Source organism: Neobacillus sp. PS3-34 (assembly GCF_030915465.1).
Classification (GTDB): domain Bacteria; phylum Bacillota; class Bacilli; order Bacillales; family Cytobacillaceae; genus Neobacillus_A.
On the sequence record NZ_CP133267.1, the window covers coordinates 3,995,948 to 4,015,764 of the forward strand.

Consider the following 19,817-nt stretch of genomic DNA (forward strand, 5'->3'; position numbering starts at 1 on the left):
TGAGGTGAATTGCAGCAATGTTTGATCCAACAGCCTTTGATAACTTAAAAGTTGTGCTTGAAGGAACCTTATACGATAAGGATTTGAATGAAGAACTTGTCATTGCCGACCGTAATGACACGGTAAATTTAGCAAAGCTTTCACGTAGCTTCGACTTTTTGTTCTATTTAGCTGGTGAAAAACAAAATTATACACAGGCTAAATTATTGTTGGAATCAAAGCTTGAAAATCTTGCATCCGAGCTGCTACCGGGAACAGATTCCAGTCATCTGTCCGGATGCAGGGTCCAGCTTTATTTTTATCTTGAGCATAAAAACAAACATCACCTATTCAGTGAAATTCAAGACATCCTTACAGAGATTTGGGGTCCAGAACGAAAGATTACCCAATCTATTCAGCTTAACCCTTTGAAAAATGATGAGTTTATCAGCAATACGATCTCAGTTAATTTTGATCGAATGATTTATGAGGATCAAATAAAGGATCTAATTGACATGATTGATTACATGATGGACACGTTAAACAAATTGGATGAATGGTCCGCCAAACAGGGAGGAAAAAATGACAGTCTATGAGTTTCAAGCTAAGACAGTGGATAGGAATGAAGTCTCCCTTGAGGAATACAAAGGGAAGGTGCTGCTGATCGTAAATGTCGCCAGCAAGTGCGGATTTACACCACAGTATAAAGAGCTCCAGGAAATATACGAAGCTTATAAAGAGAAAGGACTCGAAATACTTGGGTTCCCTTGCAACCAGTTTATGAACCAGGAGCCTGGAACCGATCAGGAAATTAAGTCCTTTTGCGAGCTGAATTATGGGGTAACATTTCCTGTTTTTGCAAAAATTGATGTCAACGGCTCTGAAGCAGATCCGCTTTTTGAATATTTGACCGAAAATGCCCCTGGGTTGCTTGGCAGTAAGGCGGTTAAATGGAATTTTACTAAATTCCTTGTTGATTCCAATGGGAAGGTCGTAAATCGATATGCCCCGAGTACGAAACCAAAGGATATCATTAAGGACATAGAAAAGCTTTTGTAGAAGCAGCTCCTGCCAAAAGGCAGGGGTTGTTTTTTCTTTTTTGAGAAAAATAACAAATGGATCGTTGTCATTTACATTTAAGAAAAAACAAGTTAGATTATTATAAGAAGCAGAATTTTTAGAAAATGAAAACGTTAACAATTTATTTTGAGAAGGGGAGTTTTTATGGGGAAAACGGCGTGGGTGACTGACAGCACTGCCTTTTTAGATGATGAACTGAAGAATAACCCCGATTTATATAGCATCCCGTTAACCATCCTGATGGACGAGGAAGAATTCATTGATGGAGTAGATCTTACAGCTGTCCAGTTATTCGAAAAGCTTAAGCATTTAAAAAATCCTCCTAAGACCTCACAGCCTTCCATCGGTTCGTTTCAAGGATTATACGAAAAACTGTCAAAGGAATACGATCAAATTGTTTCATTCCTTCTTTCATCTAAACTGAGCGGGACATTTTCATCCAGCGAACAGGCAGCACAGCTGGTTGATATTCCTGTTACTTCGATAGATTCAAAAATTCTTGCCTATCCATTATCAGCCCTTTTAAAAAAGGGGATTGAGTTGAGTAAAGAAGGTAAAAGCATTCAAGAGGTAAAGAAAGAAATTGAAAGAATCAGGGACACAAATGAGACATATGTCGTGGTAGGCAGCCTTGAACAGCTTCACCGGAGCGGCAGGATGTCCGGAGTTCAATTTTATTTGGGAAGCATGCTGAATGTAAAACCAATCATATCGATCGAAGACGGCACTTTAAAAGTTAAGGAAAAAGCGAGAAGCGAAAAGAAAGCAAAAGAGAAAATGATTGATTTTCTCCGTTCCTCATATCAAAAATCCCGGTTTAAAGAAGCCTATATTTTATATGGCCTTCACCTTGATGCTGCCAAAGCCTGGGAAAAGGACTTACAGGAAGAATTTCCTGATTTAACGTTTTATTGCTGTCCATTAGGTGCTACTATTGGTGTTCATGCCGGTGAAAACACTCTTGGAATCAGCTGGTTTAATGAAATGAAATAAAAAGTGCCTGCCCGGCACTTTTTTCTTTTTTAGGAAACTATAAATTTTAAAAGTGCATAATTCACAAAAAGTCTAGCGCAATCCAGCTTCAGCGCCCAGCCAGTTTTCCCCTTTGAATAACTTCCTTGAATATCTTGCTCAAAGCATGACCTTTAGGTGATGCTTTGAGCAGCTAGGGGTCATAAGCCAAATCACTCCAGAAATCAGGATTTCCTGCGTGATTCGTCTTAAGCCTTTCGGGGCTAACCAGGGCGCTTCCGCCTTTTTTCTTTTGCTTATCATTCATTTCTTTTTCTGTTTCATGCTAAAATAGCAAGGATGGAAGGCAGGTGTTTTTTTATGGATAAAAGTATATTAACAATGACAGAACAATTCGTCAGAAACGAATTGGGCGAAGACGCCACGGGCCATGATTGGTTCCATATTGAGCGAGTGCGCAGAAACGCGCTTTACATATGCAAAACGGAGAATAAAGGGGATGCCTTTATTATTGAAATGGCAGCACTGCTGCATGATATTTCCGACGAAAAATTAAACGAAAGTGCTGAACAGGGCGATGAAAAGCTTTCCGCATTTTTAAAAAGCGTCGATATGGCTGAAGAAATTAAGCACCATATTAAATCGATTATTGATTCTATTTCTTTTAAAGGCGGAAGAATAATGGAGCTTGAGTCGACAGAGGCCAAAATAGTACAGGATGCAGACCGGCTTGATGCGATAGGGGCGATCGGCATCGCGAGGGCTTTTGCTTATGGAGGTAAAAAAGGACAGCAGATTTTTGATCCTGGTTTAATATTTAGAGAAAAGATGACAACTGAAGAATATAGAAAAGGTAAATCTACGAGTATTAATCATTTTTATGAAAAACTCTTGAAGCTTAAAGATTTAATGAATACAGAAACTGCAAAATTAATGGCAGAAGAGAGACATCATACGATGGAGTTGTTTCTTGAACAATTTTACAAGGAATGGAATGGTCAAGCATGAAAATGCTCACAGCAGAAAACATAACAAAGACATATGGAGAGAAACAGCTGTTCCAGAATATTGCTTTTACAATAGGTGAAAAAGAGCGAGTGGGTTTGATTGGTGTTAATGGAACAGGAAAGTCCTCCCTCTTAAAAATAGTCGCTGGAATCGATCAGCCTGATGAGGGATCAATTATATCCGCAAAAGACTATGCGGTTGCTTATCTCGATCAAAACCCTGAAATGGACGGGAACCTTACCGTTCTGGAACAGGTATTCCATGGTGATTCTCCAATTCTGAAACTGTTACGTGATTATGAACAGGCTCTAATCGAATTGAATGCCACACCAGAGGACGCGAAGCTACAGGAATCACTGTTTCAATTCCAAAAACAAATGGACTCTTTAAATGCCTGGGATGCAAGTACGAACGCAAAAACGATATTAATGAAGCTTGGAATTGAAGTGTTTGACAAAAAAATTGGCGAGCTCTCAGGAGGGCAAAAGAAACGTGTTGCTCTGGCACAGGTGTTAATTGAGGCACCAGATTTACTGATATTAGATGAACCGACTAACCATCTTGATTTCGATACGGTCAAGTGGCTTGAGGAATATTTAAGCAGATATAGTGGCTCACTGCTGCTCGTAACACATGATCGTTATTTCCTGGATCGTGTTACAAATCGTGTTTTTGAATTGGATGGCGGAAACCTATATAGCTATAAAGGCAATTATGCTGCATTTTTAGAGGCAAAGGCAATCCGTGAAGAAAACGAAGCTGCAACAATGGATAAACGACAAAACCTTTTCCGGCGCGAGCTTGAATGGATAAGAAGAGGTGCCAAAGCGCGTACTACTAAGCAAAAAGCACGTATCCAGCGTTTTGACAAACTGGAGGAGCAGGTAGCTGGAAGTAAATCTCAAGAGAAGCTTGATATTTCATTAAATGGAAGCAGGCTTGGAAAGCAAGTGTTCGAACTTAAGGACGCATCCAAGAAGTATGGGGAAAAAGTCATTTTAAGCCATTTCGATTTATTGATTAAACCAGGTGACAGAATAGGTATTATCGGTCGAAATGGTACTGGAAAGTCCACCCTCCTAAATATCTTGGCAAAAAGGCTTCCACTTGACGACGGCGAATACCAAATGGGTCAGACTGTAAAAATTGCTTACTATACGCAAGAAAGCGAAGATATGGATGAAAGCAAGCGGATGATCGAATATATTAAGGAATCCGCACAGGTGGTTGAGACTTCCGATGGAAAAACGATTTCCGCAGCACAAATGCTTGAACGTTTTCTGTTTCCGTCATTTTCACATGGCACACCGATCAGGAAGCTGTCTGGAGGAGAAAAGCGGAGGCTTTATTTACTAAAGATCCTTATGTCAGCTCCCAATGTCCTATTACTGGATGAGCCTACCAATGATTTGGATACCCAAACATTGACCGTACTTGAGGACTATCTGGAAGAGTTCCCTGGCGTTGTCATTACCGTTTCGCATGACCGTTATTTTCTTGATAAAGTCACTGAGCAGCTGCTTGTTTTAAAGGGTGAAGGAAAAATTGAATCCTTCTACGGTAACTATTCTGAATACCTTGATAAAGTGACGGAAGAGACAGCAGTAAAGGTGAAGGCTGCTTCAAACCCGCAGCCAAGGCAGCCAGAACGTGAAAATAAGAAAAAAATGACCTATAAGGAAACAAAGGAATGGGAAGGAATCGACGGGGAAATTGAAGCTGTCGAACAGCGCCTTGAGGAAGTTGCCGCTCAAATGGCCAAAATAGGCAGTGATTTCACAAAGGGTCAGGAGCTTATGAAAGAGGAAACCGAATTAAATGAAAAGCTCGAATACCTGATTGAACGCTGGTCTTACCTTGCAGAACTGGCAGAAAAATAACCTTTCTATGCCTATGCTATTTATAACAATATAAAGGAAGAGGTGATTGGATTGAAAATTGTTTCGATTGAACCTACTCCAAGTCCGAATACCATGAAAATAACCCTGGATTCAGAGCTGCCTATGGGAACGAGCCATAATTATAAAAAAGATACATCAGCAGGTGCCCCTGAAGCAGTCAAAGCTATTCTTGAGGTAGAAGGAATCAAAGGTGTCTATCATGTAGCAGATTTCCTGGCCGTTGAACGTAATGCAAAATATGACTGGAAGGATCTTCTTCCTAAAGTCAGACAGGCATTTGGAGGGGAAGTTTTAGAAACGGAACAAGGGGACCGAACAGTAGATGAGCATTTTGGGGAAATTAAGGTTCAGGTTCAAATGTTCAAAGGTATACCATTACAGGTAAAGCTGACAGATGGATCAACTGAAAAGCGGTTTGGGATGCCGGATTATTTTTTAAAGGCGAGAGAATATGCGCAGCTGGAAGAAGATAATTATATCTTGCTTAGGACCTGGAAGGATTTCGGAGTCAGATATGGCGAATTTGAACAAATCGGCCATGATGTAACCGAGGAATTAATCGCTTCCTATCCTGCAGAACGGCTTGATTCACTGGTAGAATCAGCCCGCTCTCTTGAACCTGCATTAGAAAATAAGCAAAAGCGGCAGCGCATAAAAGTAACAAAAGAAGATTTAGCTAACCCGGACTGGAAGCACCGTTATCAGTTGCTGGAACAAATGGACGACCCATCAATCGAGGATCTTCACCTGCTTGCAATGGCATTACAGGATGAGAAAGCATCCATACGCCGACTTGCAACTGTTTACCTAGGGATGATAAAGGATAAATCCGTCTTGCCGCTTTTATATAATGCATTGACCGATAAAACAGTTACGGTAAGAAGAACAGCGGGCGACTGCCTTTCGGATTTGGGTTTTGAGGAAGCCGAGGACAATATGGCGGCTGCACTGAAAGATGATAGCAAGCTCGTACGCTGGCGGGCGGCCATGTTTTTATATGAAGCCGGAAGCGAAAAATCACTGTCAGCTTTAAAAGCTGCTGAAGACGATCCGGAGTTCGAGGTTAGCCTTCAGGTTAAAATGGCGATTGAACGGATTGAGGGTGGAGAAGAAGCCAAGGGATCTGTCTGGAAGCAAATGACTGAGTCAAGAAAATCCTAATCATTACAGGATGAACAATATTGCCAAACAGAATTCTGTTTCATTGCACTCCGGCAAAAAAATATAGTATGCTTACAGTGCATACACTCGAAACGGGGGAATTTATCTATGTCAATGGCATATGAAGAATATATGAAACAAATGGTCAAGCCGATGCGGGAGGAACTTACGAGAGCAGGATTTCAGGAACTGACTGCATCTGAAGATGTAGAAAAGTTTATGGAAAATGCGGAGGGTACAACGCTTGTTGTTGTCAATTCCGTGTGTGGCTGTGCAGCAGGGCTTGCTCGTCCGGCAGCAACCCAGGCGATCATGCAGAGTGATAAAAGACCTGATCAGATTGTAACTGTTTTTGCAGGCCAGGATAAAGAGGCAACGGCTAAAATGCGCGAGTATTTTGAAGGATATGAGCCTTCATCACCTTCTATGGCCCTTTTGAAGGGAAAGGAAGTTGTCCATTTTATTCCAAGATACGATATTGAAGGAAATTCAATGGAAGCGATTATGGAAAACCTTAAGGCCGCATTTGAGGCCAATTGTTAATAAGGATGCCTTTACCGGCTCCTTTTTTTTCTTTGTATCAAATTGAGGATTAAGGTATGTGATGTAAATGTTTGTGACGACTGCAGGCAGGACAAATGAATCGATGATCGATACAGCTAAACAGGTTGCAGCAGAACTAGAGACTCCTTATTTTTCCAAGGAGAAAGCAATCCGTGGCTAGCTTGATGGATCATTATGGGAGCGGCTGCATCATAGTGGGCAAGGAAAGGCTTGAAATTTTTCAAGCAGGTGCGCAGGAGCCATTTTTCTTTCATCCAAACTCGGCCATGTTCAGAATAAAAAGGCTTCTAAAAGGAGAGCATGACCCTTTTATCGACGCCTCTGGATTAAGTGAGGGCATGAGTCTCCTTGACTGTACGCTTGGACTTGCCTCGGATTCAATTGTGGCAAGCTTTGTCACGGGAGAAGAAGGGAATGTAACCGGGATTGAAGGGCAAAAATACCTCGCTTATATTATCAGGCAGGGATTATCCTCATGGGAAGCAGGCTTGCCGGCAGTAAATGCCGCGATGAGGAGGATAACGGTCAACTACTCCGATTCACATAAATATTTACAGAACTTGGCAGACGAATCCTTTGACTGTGTCTACTTTGATCCGATGTTTGATGAGGCCATCCTTGAATCAGATGGAATTAAAACGCTAGGGCAGTTTGCGATTCGGGAAGGCCTGGATGAAGAGATGATTCATCAGGCAATAAGGGTTGCGAAAAGACGTGTCATTTTAAAGGACCATTATAAAAGCAACCGCTTTGAAAAATACGGTTTCACTGTAAAGAAAAGGCAAAGTGCCAAATTCCACTTTGGGTTTATTCAAAAATAAAATGCCTGGGAAGCTTAGAAGCTCCTCCAGGCATTTTATTAATCCGCAACAGATAAGTAAATAAAATATGCCATCAAAAGAAAACATCCAAACACCACTGCTATTTCCATAGTTTCCCACTCCCCGTATTTTGTGTTAAACTTTTATATAATTAACCTATTAACCTTTCACATAAATTTAAAACCCTTTTTTCCATTTTTTCGAAAAAAGAAGTATAATATCTTAAAAGAGTACAAGTTTATTAATTACCTTCCGAAATAAAGGGGAGTTTTCAATGAATAAATGGATTCGTAAATCGGTTGTCATATTGGTTTCAGTTTTAACCTTCGGCCTCATTTCGCCGTCGCAGCTTATGGATTCGTTCTATACTGATAAGCCTTCAGACCGTGATTCATTTGAAGCCAATACCAGTGGAATAGCTAATTCCTTTTATGAAGAAAATCATATAAACAGAGAACAATTTATTGAGGATATGGTGAAGCTGGCTGACGCCAATCTTATCAAAAATTCGGTACGAGGATAAAGCCGGTTATTGAAAATGAATTTCGAGAAATTATTTTACCAAACATCCAGAAAGCAATTGAAGAAACAGCTTATCATTATCCGGAAGAGGATTTAGCAAATTTAACGATTACCGAGCACCCGGCTGGCGGCACGTCTGAGAAAATATTTCATATTAAAAACAGCCTGACTGGCAAGGATGCCATAAGGTTCCATGTGAGAAGAGACAATCCTCCTCAAGCAGGATACTGGTTCAATTTCCACTATCACATTGCCATTGATGATTTTCACAAACATCATGATCTTGGTTCGATTTATTGGGATAAAAACACACCGCCAAAATGGATGAGCTAAGATATAGCTCCTTATATTTGCATAATATAGGTGAAAAATTTTATTATGAGATTGTGAAACTTTTTAGGCATATGCTCGTAAATAGTCTATAACCTAAATGGAGGTAAGAAAAAATGGCAGTTAGTTTATCTAAAGGACAAAAAGTGGACTTAACAAAAAACAATCCAGGACTAAAAAAAGCAGTCGTCGGACTTGGTTGGGATACAAATAAATATGACGGCGGCAATGACTTTGACCTTGATTCATCTGTTTTTCTATTAGGTGAAAATGGGAAAGTTACAAATGAAAGTGATTTTGTGTTCTACAACAATCCAAAGGGTGGCAACAATTCTGTTGAGCATACAGGAGATAATCGGACTGGTGCAGGAGATGGAGACGACGAGCAAGTGAAAATTGACCTTGGATCTGTTCCAGCAAATGTCCAGCGTATTGCTTTCACGATTACAATCCATGAAGCAGAAAGCAGAAACCAAAACTTTGGACAAGTTTCTAACGCTTATGCCCGCATTTTCAATGAAGAAACCGGTGAAGAGCTTATCCGCTATGACCTTGGTGAGGATTTCTCAATTGAAACAGCGCTTGTCGTTGGCGAGTTATACCGACACAATGGAGAATGGAAATTCAGCGCAATTGGCAGCGGCTACCAGGGCGGTTTGGCTGCATTGGCAACGGACTTCGGCCTGCAGGTAGGCTAATAATGGAATGTAGGGAGACTCGGCGCTCTGCCGGGTCTTTATTATAAAAAATACTTTCCGAGCATTCTTAAGAAACAGTTGATAACAGCCATAGAATATGCCGGGAAAATTTGTGAAGTGAATTTGGGAGGAAAGCTTTAAATGGCAATTTTGGAAGGAATTTTACATACTTACTCACAGTTTTTTGATTTAGACATGTGGGCAAAAGTATTGACAAGCCCTGTAAGCTGGGGATTAATTGGTACATTGGTAATACTCGAAGGGCTCTTGTCAGCGGATAATGCCCTTGTACTGGCAGTTATGGTAAGGCATTTGCCAGTAGAGAAGCGGAAGAAAGCCTTGTTCTACGGTTTGCTTGGCGCATATGCTTTCCGTTTTGTTGCAATTGGACTTGGAGTATTCTTAATCAAGCTTTGGTGGATTAAAATCATTGGTGCCGCATACCTGGCATGGCTGTCGATTAAGTACTTTATCGAAAAGAGCAAAGCTTCATCGGAAGAAGGAGAAGAATCAGAAGGTATGAACCAGGGAAGCCTGCTGATCCGCATGTTCGGAGTTTTCTGGGGCACAGTCGCTGCCGTTGAAATGATGGATATTGCTTTCTCTGTTGATAGTGTACTTGCTGCCTTTGGTGTCAGCCAGCAGGTTTGGGTCCTCCTTATTGGAGGAATGTTGGGTGTCCTAATGATGCGTGGAGTGGCGGGAGTGTTCCTTAAACTGATTGACCGGGTACCAGAACTTGAAACGACGGCATATGTTTTAATATTAATCATTGCTGTGAAGATGTTCCTTGGTGTATTCCACATTGAAATCGAAAATGCATACTTCTTCATTTTGCTTCTTATCACTTTCGGATTAACCTTTGTAATCCACTTTATGAACAAGAAAAAAGAAGCTGGTAAGCAAAGCAACTAATTTATGTGAATAGTAAGGGGATGAAGGGAACTGGCTAATGCCTGGCTCCCTTCTTTTTTACCTATTGAGAGGTGTATTCCAATGAGATTTTTTTCGTATTTTTATGAAAAAGACATGAGTCAACTTTTTTACCAAACACCTTTGGATTTTAATAAATTCACAAATCGGGAGCTGCTTGCGTATGCACTTGGCGCAACATTATATATGCCCGCCACCCGCACGGATATTTGCGTTAGCATAATGTCAAATAAACATGAGGGCCTAACGTCGCTCGTGATAGACCTTGAGGATGCAATTGGCGATAGTGAAATTCATGTTGCTGAAGACAACCTTCTTGTTGAATTGTTTAAGCTTTTTGGAGCTCTTAAAAACGGCAATCTGACAATTGACCAGATACCTCTGCTGTTTATTCGTGTACGTAATCTGGAGCAGTTTAAAAGAATTCAGGAGCAAGCGGGAGAATCGATGCAGCTTCTTACAGGCCTTGTATTGCCCAAATTTGAAGCGTCCCAGGGTAAAGCACTTTTGGAAGAAGTTAAAAAAGTCCATACTGTAAGCCATCCCTTTTATGCAATGCCCATCCTCGAAACAAAGAAAGTCATCCGCAAAGAAACGAGGATGAAGGAATTAATGGATATTAAGGGGCTGCTGGATGAATATCGGGATAATATTTTGAATGTTCGGATTGGCGCGACTGATTTCAGCGGGCTATATGGCATCCGGCGCAGTGCAGATATGACAGTATATGATATTGCTGTATTAAGAGATTGTATTGCAGATATTATTAATGTTTTCCTAAGAGCAGACAGCCCATATGTCATTTCAGGGCCAGTATGGGAGTACTTTTCAGCAAAGGAAAGAATCCTGAAGCCACAGCTCAGGCAGACGCCTTTCCGTGAACGTTACGGCCGAGAAGGGCTAAAGTGGAGAACGGAACTAATCGGCCAGAATTTGGATGGACTCCTAAAGGAAGTGTTAATGGATATTTCCAACGGCCTGACGGGAAAAACAATTATTCATCCTACCCATATTAAAGCCGTTCAGGCTATGAATGTAGTCTCATATGAGGAATATATGGATGCGAATACTATTATCAATGCTGCTGCGGAAGAATACGGTGCAGTAAAAAGTCAGTTTTCCAACAAAATGAATGAGATAAAGCCCCATACATATTGGGCAGAGAAAATCTTGCTGAAATCTAAAGTTTACGGGGTGCTGCATGAAGAACACACAAACATCGACCTTCTCAGAGCAAAAGTTTACGTTTAATATTTTAAATTCGCTCCGGGCAGAAGTGGAGGTTAGGCAAAATCCATACGCTCTTCCCATTGAGGAGCTATTTACAATGGCTGCAAGAATAAACAAAAAACGCTCGTTTTTGTTTGTCAGCAAGCTGCTCGGTAAACACCTTCCGATTGATCCGAATAAAGGGCTATTAACTTCGGCACTCCTGGCAGCGAGGTATTATGAACTCGTAAATGGTGTGGCACCAGAAATTATTTCTAATTTGAAATCTACCTTCCTTTTTGGAAGTCCAGAATTTTCCTCAACCCGTTTTATTGATGGTTCCTTAAATCCAATAATTATCGGCTTTGCCGAAACAGCCACAGCTCTTGGACATGCTTTTTTCGATTGTTTCCAGAACGGCGATTATTTTCATACCACTAGGGAAGACCTTATAAATCGTGCTCCTGCGCATTACATTCGAAGAGGAACACTCCCACGCTACGTCACACCGCTGTTATATACCTTTGGAAATGCTTCAAAACCAAAGAGAAATCATTCTGGTTGATGACGAGCTGACAACTGGAAAAACGGCTTTAAATATCATTCGCTCCATTCAGGCTCAATTTCCAAGAAGTGAGTATTCAGTTGTCACTATATTAGATTGGCGCTCTGATGAAGACCGAGAAGGATTTATCCAGGCACAAAAAGAACTGGAGATTAAAATTAACGTAGTAAGCCTAATCTCAGGCGAAGTTAATGTGAAAAAAGTAAAAGAACTAGATGAAAATTATCACCTAGAGCAAGAACAGAAGCCTGTTAAGCCGAGAGTGGAATATTTAAAGCTGCCGCCCTTCTTTACTGAGCTGAATGAATCCACTCAATCACTTGATGGCAGGATTAATCATACTCCTTTTATTAAAGAAACAGGCAGGTTCGCCATTGAAGACAGGAGCAAAGCGGAAATCGATATAAAGACAAGAAAAGCTGCAGATTATCTTTTGGGAAAACGGAACGGAACAAGGACGCTTTGCATCGGCACAGGGGAGTTTATGTATATACCTATGAAAATAGCATCAGAAATGGGGCCAGGAATTTTCTATCAATCTACAACCAGAAGCCCTATTTATATTAAAAATGAACCGGGATATGGAGCAAGGTTTGGATTATCTTTTCCAAACCCGGAGGATAGCGAAGTACGGCAGTTCGTTTATAATATCGAACCTGGCTATTATGATGAATTATTTGTATTTTTTGAGCGGGAGCCCTCACCAGCAGAACTCGGCCACTATTAAGCGAACTTGAAAAAACGTATGCTGGTTCAATAAAAATTGTTTCTTTTACTAGGCAAAGAGGTGGAAGTAGTGAATAAAATAGTTAGTCAGCCTGCAAAAATGGGATCTTATAAAGATAGCGATGTTGTCTTTCTCCTTAAAGATTTAAGCGGAGCTGATTTGGAGGATACAACAGACAATAGGGAAAAAAAAGTCCAGGCTGGGCAGCATTACAGTGAAACCCTTCCTATCGAATATCAGCCGCCAAAAAAATACGTGGATCTATTCATGGAGAAGCTGCACGAATACAAACGTAAGGTTGCACTTTGCATCGGAGTGGTTTCAGAACAAATCTATATTGAAAAAGGAAGTAAGACAGTCCTGGTTTCTCTGGCACGAGCAGGTACACCGGTAGGGATATTAATAAAAAGGTATATTGAAAAACGATATCATGTCTCGCTCCCGCATTACAGCATCTCAATCATCAGGGATAGGGGTATCGATGAAAATGCCATCAAGTTTATTCTTAGCAATCACCCAGACTCTGTGATTCAATTCGTTGATGGTTGGACAGGAAAAGGAGCAATCTCAATTGAACTTACAAAAGCCTGTGAAGAATTTGAAAAAAAGTATGCTATTAGGCTTGATGATAAGCTTGCTGTAATTGCAGATCCTGGCTATTGTACAACGTTGTTTGGAACGAGAGAGGATTTCCTGATTCCGAGCGCGTGTTTAAATTCAACCGTATCAGGACTTGTAAGCAGGACAGTTCTAAATGATTTGTATATAGGGGTAAATGATTTTCACGGTGCAAAATTTTATCGTGAACTGGCGGAGCAGGATGTGTCAAATGACTATATTGAATTAATAGACAGTGAGTTTACAGCTATTTTTGAAGAAGCCGCCGAAATAGTCGCAAAAAAACAATTAGCCACAATCGAAACAGGATTTTTGGGAATGGCCGATGTAGAAAATATTCAAACACAATTTAATATAGCCAGCACCCATTTTATCAAGCCGGGTGTTGGAGAGACCACACGTGTGCTGCTGCGCCGGGTTCCATGGAAAATCCTGATGCGTGACCCATCCAGCCCATATGTAAAGCATATCCTTATGCTGGCTGAGGAAAAAGGAGTGGAAGTTGTGCCATTCCCAGATATGAACTATTTATGCTGCGGCCTGATTAAAACCGTACAGGAATCACAAGAATGATTTTCGCATCCGATCTAGACCGTACGCTCATTTTTTCTGAGAGGGCACTTGCCGAACTCGGACACCCGCAAAGAACAAATTTAAAGCCAGTCGAGGAGAGAGACGGAAAATGGCTCTCCTATATGACAGCAAATGCCTATTATAAATTAGAACAGCTTTGCCTGAATGCCATGTTTGTTCCAGTAACAACAAGGACGACTGAACAGTTCAGGAGAATTTTCATTTTCCGGAATGAACTCCCGATTACCTATGCGATTACGTCAAATGGTGCAAATATCTTGTATAAGGGTGAGCTGCTGCCGGAGTGGTCCACCTGATTTCAAGGCAAAAGAAAGCAGAAACCTGCGTGCAAGAAGAATTGCTGGCCTTTTTCAAAAAGAGGGATACATATTTAATGGTGTAATCAAACAGGCTGAAAACCTATTTTTCTATTATATTTTAGAAAAACCTATTTCCTTAAATGAAAAGCTATTATTGGGAGAGGCAGTTTCAGAATATGGCTGGCGAGTTTCCCAGCAGGGACGAAAGCTTTATTTTATTCCAAAGGCAATCAGTAAGGGTGCCGCCATCGAGTATATCTGCGGCAGGGAAGGAAAGGAAGCGGCAGCAGGTGCCGGGGATGCAGTCCTGGACTGGGATTTCCTGCAGCATTGCCGCCACCGATTTGTTCCTGCGCATGGAGAGCTTGTGGCTGAGCCATCGATTAATGACTTTACGCTTACTATAAATAAAGGTGTTTTAGCCGGGGAAGAAATTGTTCGGAAGTTTATTTCACTGGTGCCGCAGGAGGTTTAAAGGCTCTTCTTAGGCCTGTAAAAAACAAAGTAATAGAGACTGCTGAAGAAAATATAAATACAGACAAAAAAGAGCACGTCTGATTTTAACGAGTGAAGAATCGGTAAAAGAAGGAATGAAAAGATCAGACTGTAAACGATTAAATCTATATATACAAATAATCCTGATTGCATTACATTTAACACCGATTCAAGCTCCTCGGATATCTCTTCCATTTTTGGACGTTTGAATAGAAACCTCATTCGTTTCACCTTCTTATACGTGAGTACTCAACTATATGCTGGCAAGCGAAAAAAGGTGAGCACACATAAGAGTAACAATTTTTAACAAGTTTACTTAAAAAAATGAACCTGTTATTCAACTATGTTATGATGGTGAGGAAACCTTACATAATTTTCTAAACAAATCTTTCGCTCATTAAGGGAAGGGATTATAAATGTATCCATCATTTAATCATTTGCAAGTCCATACTTTATCCCTTTCATATGAAAATTGGACCGTTCTTTTAAAAAAACCGCTCCCGGACCGCCCGGAGTTTTCATTGGAAAACGGTACCATTCATATCGGGCAGGTATTGGCAAAAATTTTTGGCATACCGCTGGATGAGGATGAGTATTATAACCAGCTTTTTGATTATGTACATTCTCCCGAGCTGAATCTCCATTTATTAAGTGAGGATTCACTCGATAAAACGATTGATAACCAGCACTTTCAGTCCGTCCAAAAGGTGCTGAATATCCATCAGGAACAGAAGCTTTCCATTAACCGTTTTACCGCTTTTTTGGATGGAGAACAGCTCATTGTTAAATCAGGCGATCCTGTCCTTCACCGGAAAATTAGAGAGGCATGGATAGCTTCACTCGAACTGTTTTCCCAGAAAGAACAAAACGGGCTAAAAAATAGTGAGCTGAGGCGGGTGCTGGTCGATTTAGTAAAATGGTCAATAAACCATCTGGCCCCATTAATCGAAAATGCAGATCCCAAAAGGGAAATGCCCAAATTTTTATGGTATGGTGATTTTAAAAAAAGCCACCAATACTTTGTTTATTTTCTAACAAATCTTGGCTGTGATGTCGCAATTTTTCATCCTGAAGGCAAGGATATTCTAATGGGGCTTTTAGATGAGCCGGCTTTTGTCCATCAATTCCCTGAAACGAAGGTTGCAGAGCCTTTTCCAAAAGAAAAAAGAAGCAGAAAAACTACGGTGGCTTTCCGGGCATCAAGAGAAATTGAATCAATCCTGAATCAGGAAGGCTCGGGATTATATAAACCATGGCAGCTTCGCGAATACACACCATCGTCACTAACACTTAAAACAACTTATGATGAATTATTTATCCTGGCAAAGGAGCCGGCGATGATCCGTCCCGATTTTGAGGTGAAGGATGGAATGGTGAAAATTCCCGCGCTTTTTGCAAAGATTCAGGGAGTAAGCAAGAATCGTAAAGAATATTGGGATCGGATTCATGCGCTTGAACAAATGGAAAACACCCTCATAATCCGTTATTTCCCTTTTACAACTACTACCTCTAATGATTTTCGGTTCCATTACCGTAATGCTCTTGACAGGGATGGATTGCTCAGCCCGGATAAAATGATGGAAGCACATTATTGGAAGTATGGACATCTTCCTTCAGCCTGCAAAAAGGAATTGCAAATGCAATTCGCAGGATATGTGATAAGCAGGCATTAAAGCCGATTTTAAAAGAAAGCGCTGAAGAACTGAAAATCTACTTGTTCAGCCAGGCAATGCAGACGCCCAAAACAATCATCCAGCTGCTGGAGAAATTTGATTATTCCCAACTGGTGCCAAAGCTGATTCTCTATAACAATGAGCAAACAGGCTCCATCAGCCGTTCGGATGCCGCCCTTCTTCTGCTGCTGAATCAATTTGGCATTGATATTATTCTTTATAATCCTTCCGGCCATAATGATATTGAAGCTTTTCTCACTGAAGCTCTATTCGATACCCACTGGCTCGAGGAGGTAGTTTTCGATCAGGAATTCAAAGAACCCTCACTAATTAAAAAAGGATTGTTCTCTGGATTTTTAAAAAATTTAAGGGGAGATTGAAGACATGAATCAAACACCTAACACGTCCGCAAACCTTATGGAGTCGAAACCAGAAGAACTGCTGACAGAAAATAGGGTTTCAGACATCAAGCTTGCGCTTCGAAAAGAGCCAGAGGTCCAAAACCTTGTAAAGTCCATTGATGAGCGCGATCAAATTCAAATCCTGGAATTTGGAAAAGAGCCGGCTGTCCAGATTTCCCGTTTCTCTGACCAGATTCTTCATAATATGAGAACGACAAAGGTAGAGGACTCGGGCGAACTTCTAAAGCAGCTTGGACGGATCATGGACAAGTTTGACGCAAAGGATTTCCAGCAAACATCTGGAGGGATTTTCTCAAAGCTTTTTAAAAAGGGTGAAAAAGTAGTCGAGAAGCTGTTTGGCAAATACCAGACAATGGGCAGTGAGATCGACAAGGTGTATGTGGAAATTTCAAAATACCAGCATGAAATGACAGATGCCACCCATATGCTTGAGCAAATGTATGATCAAAACTATCAATATTACTTAACACTTGAAAAATACGTTGTCGCAGGAGAAATGAAGGCTGAAGAACTGAAAAACCACCAGCTTCCTCAGCTGGAAGCACGTGCGGCAGGAGGAGACCAGCTGGCTTCCATGCAGGCAGATACACTGCGCAATGCGATTGAGCTGTTGGAGCAAAGAGTATATGACCTAGAAATGGCGAAAATGGTTTCCCTGCAGACAGCTCCTCAAATTCGCCTTCTTCAGCGGGGAAATACGAAGCTGATTGGTAAGATCAATTCCGCCTTTGTTACAACGATTCCTATTTTCAAAAACGGTTTAATCCAGGCTGTTGCAGCCAAGCGCCAAAAGCTTGTAGCTGATTCCATGAGTGAGCTTGACAGAAGAACGAATGAAATGCTTGTCCGTAATGCACAGAATATTTCACAGCAAAGCACGGATATCGCACGTTTAGCTGGCGCTCCTAGCATTAAGATCGAAACGATCGAGGAAACATGGAATATCATCATTAAAGGCATGCAGGAAACAAAAGCAATTGAAGATGAAAACAAACGATTGCGTGTAGAGGGCACAAAAAGGCTTGAGCAGCTTCAAGACAATTTTAAAAAAATGAAGGCATAAGCTTTCATTTTCACATAATTTCAACCTATTAATTTGATAATGAGGTGAAGGTAATGGCAATTAATTTACAAAAAGGCCAAAGAGTTGATTTAACAAAAAGCAATCCAGGATTAACAAAAATCATGGTAGGTTTAGGATGGGACCCTGTACAAAGCAGTGGCGGGGGTTTATTTGGAGGCTTATTCGGCGGCGGCAGTACGCCAAATGTCGATTGCGATGCTTCGGTCATTATGCTAGGAGAAAATGATAAGCTCCAAAATAACAAGGATGTTGTGTACTTTGGAAATTTAAAAAGTGCGGATGGCAGCATTCAGCATTCCGGCGACAATCTTACTGGAGCTGGCGACGGGGATGACGAACAGGTTCACGTTGATTTAGGACGAGTGCCATCTCATGTCCATAAGCTTGTTTTTGTTGTTAATATTTACGACAGCGTAAAGCGTAAGCAGCACTTCGGGATGATTCGCAATGCGTTTATCAGAATTGTAAATCCATCAAACCAGCAAACATTGCTGCATTATAATTTAACAGATGATTATAGCGGCAAAACCTGCCTTGTTGCCGGTGAGCTTTACCGACATGGTACAGAGTGGAAATTTGCGGCAGTTGGAAACGGCACGAACGCAGCGAGCTTGGGTGAAGTAGTAAAATCTTTTAGTTAATCGAATGGGGCTTCTCCCAGTTCACGCACTTGTTAAAAAAGTTTTTTGAGGTGATAAAATGAGCATCAATTTATCAAAAGGACAAAGAATCGATTTAACAAAAACAAACCCCGGACTGACGAAGGTTATTGTCGGTCTTGGCTGGGATACGAACCGTTATCACGGCGGGCATGACTTTGACCTGGATGCTTCGGCTTTTTTAACTGATGCAAATGGAAAAGTCATTGAGGATCAGGACTTCATTTTTTATAATAATTTAATCCATCCATCTGGAAGTGTCGAGCATACGGGTGATAACCGGACTGGAGAAGGCGACGGCGATGATGAGCAAATCAAAATCGATTTCAGCCGCGTTCCCTCCCATATCCATCGCGTTGCCATTACCGTCACCATCCATGATGCTGAATTACGGAGTCAAAATTTTGGGCAGGTAGCGAATTCCTTTGCGCGCGTCGTCGATGAAGACAACGGCCGTGAAATTCTCCGCTTTGACCTTGGCGAGGACTTCTCTGTTGAAACAGCCGTAGTAATCTGCGAGCTATACCGCCATAACGGCGATTGGAAATTCAATGCCGTTGGCAGTGGCTTCTCCGGCGGATTGGCTGCCCTCTGCCGCAATTTTGGTTTAAGTGTATAATGTGTGAAGAAGCTGCCCCAGGGCAGCTTCTTATTTTTTTGGGAGGATTATCTTTAGGCTTTTCCCTGTTAATACCAACTTAAAAATCAATTCCCCATGCTATAATTCTAGTATATTACTATGAATTTTGGGGAAATGACAATGCGTAAATGGCTAAGCACCTTTGTATTAATAGGAATTTTCCTTTCTTCTATTACAACTTCTCATGCCTCCCTTGATGGGATTAAACTGGCAGACTTCCCGTACAACTCTGTGCTTTACCAAAAAGCGAGAAATGAAAAAGGTCTCAACTATTTAAAAAACATCATTATTTTGCCCTATGAAAATTTCAACCAGAAGGAAACAGAGAATATCGTTGGGAGACTGGATTCACTGCCGGTTTCATTATTGCAGAAAATAAACGAAAAAGGCATTTACGTTAAGCTATTTAATGGGAAACTGACAGACAATCCTACAGCGAGCTATTTGAAGGGAGAAATCCCCAGAGGCTACCACACCACAACAACATGGGATGACGTGCCAGGGATGGGCGGTTCAAGAACGGTCCTTGTAAAAATCGGCAGCAGTGACAAAGGGAAAGGCCATGGTTCTATTAATCTTGAATTGCATGAACTTGCCCATTCCATTGATCGCCTTGTATACCATGACATTCGTTATGACCACCATTTTCAAGCGGTTTGGAAAAGAGAGAGTGAGAGCCTTTTTCCGGGCAACAGTTATTTTATCAATTATCCAGAAGAATACTTTGCAGAAACCTTTGCCATGTTTTATTACGATCAGGTATCCAGAAATGTTTTAAAAGAAAAGGCTCCCTTGACTTATAAATTGATTAGCCGATTAAGTTAAATATCTTTGGCATAGTAGCTCATTATTGTTAAAATGAG

Annotated in this window: 22 protein-coding genes and 2 pseudogenes; 23 read left to right on the forward strand and 1 reads right to left on the reverse strand. The window is 41.0% G+C overall.

Features of this window, described 5'->3' with window-relative positions:
- Positions 1-17 precede the first annotated feature (17 nt).
- The 17 genes and pseudogenes from RCG23_RS20905 to RCG23_RS20985 all read left to right on the forward strand — a co-directional run bounded on the left by RCG23_RS20905 (position 18) and on the right by RCG23_RS20985 (position 14,456).
- Complete coding sequence (locus RCG23_RS20905; protein ID WP_308177213.1) at positions 18-575, forward strand: hypothetical protein; 558 nt, start codon at positions 18-20, stop codon at positions 573-575.
- Positions 562-1,038 carry a glutathione peroxidase gene (locus RCG23_RS20910; protein ID WP_308177214.1) on the forward strand — a complete coding sequence of 159 codons (477 nt, stop codon included), beginning with the start codon at positions 562-564 and terminating at the stop codon, positions 1,036-1,038. The genes RCG23_RS20905 and RCG23_RS20910 overlap by 14 nt, the downstream gene beginning before the upstream one ends.
- Before the next feature lie 165 nt (positions 1,039-1,203).
- Complete coding sequence (locus tag RCG23_RS20915; protein ID WP_308177215.1) at positions 1,204-2,052, forward strand: DegV family protein; 849 nt, start codon at positions 1,204-1,206, stop codon at positions 2,050-2,052.
- A 339-nt stretch (positions 2,053-2,391) separates the two neighbouring features.
- Positions 2,392-3,039, forward strand: coding sequence for an HD domain-containing protein (locus tag RCG23_RS20920; protein WP_308177216.1), 648 nt, complete (start codon positions 2,392-2,394; stop codon positions 3,037-3,039).
- Positions 3,036-4,919 (forward strand): ABC-F family ATP-binding cassette domain-containing protein, encoded by a 1,884-nt coding sequence (locus RCG23_RS20925; RefSeq protein WP_308177217.1) that lies wholly within the window; start codon positions 3,036-3,038, stop codon positions 4,917-4,919. Before RCG23_RS20920 ends, RCG23_RS20925 begins: the two co-directional genes overlap by 4 nt.
- Before the next feature lie 51 nt (positions 4,920-4,970).
- Positions 4,971-6,101 (forward strand): conserved virulence factor C family protein, encoded by a 1,131-nt coding sequence (locus RCG23_RS20930; RefSeq protein ID WP_308177218.1) that lies wholly within the window; start codon positions 4,971-4,973, stop codon positions 6,099-6,101.
- A 108-nt stretch (positions 6,102-6,209) separates the two neighbouring features.
- Entirely contained in the window at positions 6,210-6,644 is a 435-nt protein-coding gene (locus RCG23_RS20935; protein WP_308177219.1) for a BrxA/BrxB family bacilliredoxin, read from the forward strand.
- A 67-nt stretch (positions 6,645-6,711) separates the two neighbouring features.
- Positions 6,712-7,486 (forward strand): annotated as a pseudogene (locus RCG23_RS20940) (class I SAM-dependent methyltransferase).
- 274 nt (positions 7,487-7,760) lie between these two features.
- A pseudogene (locus RCG23_RS20945) lies at positions 7,761-8,341 on the forward strand (YpjP family protein).
- A 113-nt stretch (positions 8,342-8,454) separates the two neighbouring features.
- A complete protein-coding gene (locus RCG23_RS20950) occupies positions 8,455-9,036 on the forward strand; it encodes a TerD family protein (protein ID WP_308177220.1) in 582 nt (193 codons plus the stop codon).
- Positions 9,037-9,177: 141 nt separating this feature from the next.
- Positions 9,178-9,951: a TerC family protein gene (locus RCG23_RS20955; protein WP_308177221.1), complete on the forward strand. Its 774-nt coding sequence runs from the start codon at positions 9,178-9,180 to the stop codon at positions 9,949-9,951.
- An 81-nt stretch (positions 9,952-10,032) separates the two neighbouring features.
- Entirely contained in the window at positions 10,033-11,220 is a 1,188-nt protein-coding gene (locus RCG23_RS20960) for an HpcH/HpaI aldolase/citrate lyase family protein (protein WP_308177222.1), read from the forward strand.
- Complete coding sequence (locus tag RCG23_RS20965; RefSeq protein WP_308177223.1) at positions 11,171-11,743, forward strand: phosphoribosyltransferase domain-containing protein; 573 nt, start codon at positions 11,171-11,173, stop codon at positions 11,741-11,743. The genes RCG23_RS20960 and RCG23_RS20965 overlap by 50 nt, the downstream gene beginning before the upstream one ends.
- Entirely contained in the window at positions 11,709-12,470 is a 762-nt protein-coding gene (locus RCG23_RS20970) for a phosphoribosyltransferase domain-containing protein (protein WP_308180128.1), read from the forward strand. The genes RCG23_RS20965 and RCG23_RS20970 overlap by 35 nt, the downstream gene beginning before the upstream one ends.
- A 78-nt stretch (positions 12,471-12,548) precedes the next feature.
- Entirely contained in the window at positions 12,549-13,661 is a 1,113-nt protein-coding gene (locus RCG23_RS20975; RefSeq protein ID WP_374049863.1) for a cysteine protease StiP family protein, read from the forward strand.
- On the forward strand, positions 13,658-13,978 hold the full coding sequence (locus RCG23_RS20980) for an HAD family hydrolase (protein WP_308177224.1): 321 nt from the start codon (positions 13,658-13,660) through the stop codon (positions 13,976-13,978). The genes RCG23_RS20975 and RCG23_RS20980 overlap by 4 nt, the downstream gene beginning before the upstream one ends.
- Complete coding sequence (locus RCG23_RS20985; protein WP_308177225.1) at positions 13,950-14,456, forward strand: hypothetical protein; 507 nt, start codon at positions 13,950-13,952, stop codon at positions 14,454-14,456. The genes RCG23_RS20980 and RCG23_RS20985 overlap by 29 nt, the downstream gene beginning before the upstream one ends.
- On the opposite strand, the gene RCG23_RS20990 is transcribed toward RCG23_RS20985, so the two are convergent.
- Positions 14,453-14,698: a hypothetical protein gene (locus tag RCG23_RS20990; RefSeq protein WP_308177226.1), complete on the reverse strand. Its 246-nt coding sequence runs from the start codon at positions 14,696-14,698 to the stop codon at positions 14,453-14,455. The two genes, RCG23_RS20985 and RCG23_RS20990, sit on opposite strands and share 4 nt — an antisense overlap.
- 194 nt (positions 14,699-14,892) lie before the next feature.
- Here RCG23_RS20990 and RCG23_RS20995 point away from each other — a divergent pair, with 194 nt between their 5' ends.
- From RCG23_RS20995 to RCG23_RS21015, 6 genes are all read left to right on the forward strand, one after another.
- A complete protein-coding gene (locus tag RCG23_RS20995) occupies positions 14,893-16,149 on the forward strand; it encodes a YceG family protein (RefSeq protein WP_374049773.1) in 1,257 nt (418 codons plus the stop codon).
- Positions 16,068-16,529, forward strand: a complete 462-nt coding sequence (locus RCG23_RS26070; RefSeq protein ID WP_374049774.1) for a YceG family protein — start codon at positions 16,068-16,070, stop codon at positions 16,527-16,529. The genes RCG23_RS20995 and RCG23_RS26070 overlap by 82 nt, the downstream gene beginning before the upstream one ends.
- Before the next feature lie 4 nt (positions 16,530-16,533).
- On the forward strand, positions 16,534-17,634 hold the full coding sequence (locus RCG23_RS21000) for a toxic anion resistance protein (protein ID WP_308177227.1): 1,101 nt from the start codon (positions 16,534-16,536) through the stop codon (positions 17,632-17,634).
- Between the two features lie 53 nt (positions 17,635-17,687).
- A complete protein-coding gene (locus tag RCG23_RS21005) occupies positions 17,688-18,296 on the forward strand; it encodes a TerD family protein (RefSeq protein WP_308177228.1) in 609 nt (202 codons plus the stop codon).
- A 58-nt stretch (positions 18,297-18,354) separates the two neighbouring features.
- Positions 18,355-18,933 carry a TerD family protein gene (locus RCG23_RS21010; protein WP_308177229.1) on the forward strand — a complete coding sequence of 193 codons (579 nt, stop codon included), beginning with the start codon at positions 18,355-18,357 and terminating at the stop codon, positions 18,931-18,933.
- A gap of 141 nt (positions 18,934-19,074) precedes the next feature.
- A complete protein-coding gene (locus RCG23_RS21015) occupies positions 19,075-19,779 on the forward strand; it encodes an anthrax toxin lethal factor-related metalloendopeptidase (protein WP_308177230.1) in 705 nt (234 codons plus the stop codon).
- Positions 19,780-19,817: the final 38 nt, after the last annotated feature.

What these genes read in the sequence shown, in the direction of transcription:
- RCG23_RS20905 (WP_308177213.1), top strand. Translation starts at nt 18, where the DNA reads ATGTTTGATCCAACAGCCTTTGATAACTTAAAAGTTGTGCTTGAAGGA.
- RCG23_RS20910 (WP_308177214.1), top strand. Translation starts at nt 562, where the DNA reads ATGACAGTCTATGAGTTTCAAGCTAAGACAGTGGATAGGAATGAAGTC.
- RCG23_RS20915 (WP_308177215.1), top strand. Translation starts at nt 1,204, where the DNA reads ATGGGGAAAACGGCGTGGGTGACTGACAGCACTGCCTTTTTAGATGAT.
- RCG23_RS20920 (WP_308177216.1), top strand. Translation starts at nt 2,392, where the DNA reads ATGGATAAAAGTATATTAACAATGACAGAACAATTCGTCAGAAACGAA.
- RCG23_RS20925 (WP_308177217.1), top strand. Translation starts at nt 3,036, where the DNA reads ATGAAAATGCTCACAGCAGAAAACATAACAAAGACATATGGAGAGAAA.
- RCG23_RS20935 (WP_308177219.1), top strand. Translation starts at nt 6,210, where the DNA reads ATGTCAATGGCATATGAAGAATATATGAAACAAATGGTCAAGCCGATG.
- RCG23_RS20950 (WP_308177220.1), top strand. Translation starts at nt 8,455, where the DNA reads ATGGCAGTTAGTTTATCTAAAGGACAAAAAGTGGACTTAACAAAAAAC.
- RCG23_RS20955 (WP_308177221.1), top strand. Translation starts at nt 9,178, where the DNA reads ATGGCAATTTTGGAAGGAATTTTACATACTTACTCACAGTTTTTTGAT.
- RCG23_RS20960 (WP_308177222.1), top strand. Translation starts at nt 10,033, where the DNA reads ATGAGATTTTTTTCGTATTTTTATGAAAAAGACATGAGTCAACTTTTT.
- RCG23_RS20965 (WP_308177223.1), top strand. Translation starts at nt 11,171, where the DNA reads ATGAAGAACACACAAACATCGACCTTCTCAGAGCAAAAGTTTACGTTT.
- RCG23_RS20970 (WP_308180128.1), top strand. Translation starts at nt 11,709, where the DNA reads ATGCTTCAAAACCAAAGAGAAATCATTCTGGTTGATGACGAGCTGACA.
- RCG23_RS20980 (WP_308177224.1), top strand. Translation starts at nt 13,658, where the DNA reads ATGATTTTCGCATCCGATCTAGACCGTACGCTCATTTTTTCTGAGAGG.
- RCG23_RS20990 (WP_308177226.1), bottom strand. Translation starts at nt 14,698, where the DNA reads ATGAGGTTTCTATTCAAACGTCCAAAAATGGAAGAGATATCCGAGGAG.
- RCG23_RS20995 (WP_374049773.1), top strand. Translation starts at nt 14,893, where the DNA reads ATGTATCCATCATTTAATCATTTGCAAGTCCATACTTTATCCCTTTCA.
- RCG23_RS21000 (WP_308177227.1), top strand. Translation starts at nt 16,534, where the DNA reads ATGAATCAAACACCTAACACGTCCGCAAACCTTATGGAGTCGAAACCA.
- RCG23_RS21005 (WP_308177228.1), top strand. Translation starts at nt 17,688, where the DNA reads ATGGCAATTAATTTACAAAAAGGCCAAAGAGTTGATTTAACAAAAAGC.
- RCG23_RS21010 (WP_308177229.1), top strand. Translation starts at nt 18,355, where the DNA reads ATGAGCATCAATTTATCAAAAGGACAAAGAATCGATTTAACAAAAACA.
- RCG23_RS21015 (WP_308177230.1), top strand. Translation starts at nt 19,075, where the DNA reads ATGCGTAAATGGCTAAGCACCTTTGTATTAATAGGAATTTTCCTTTCT.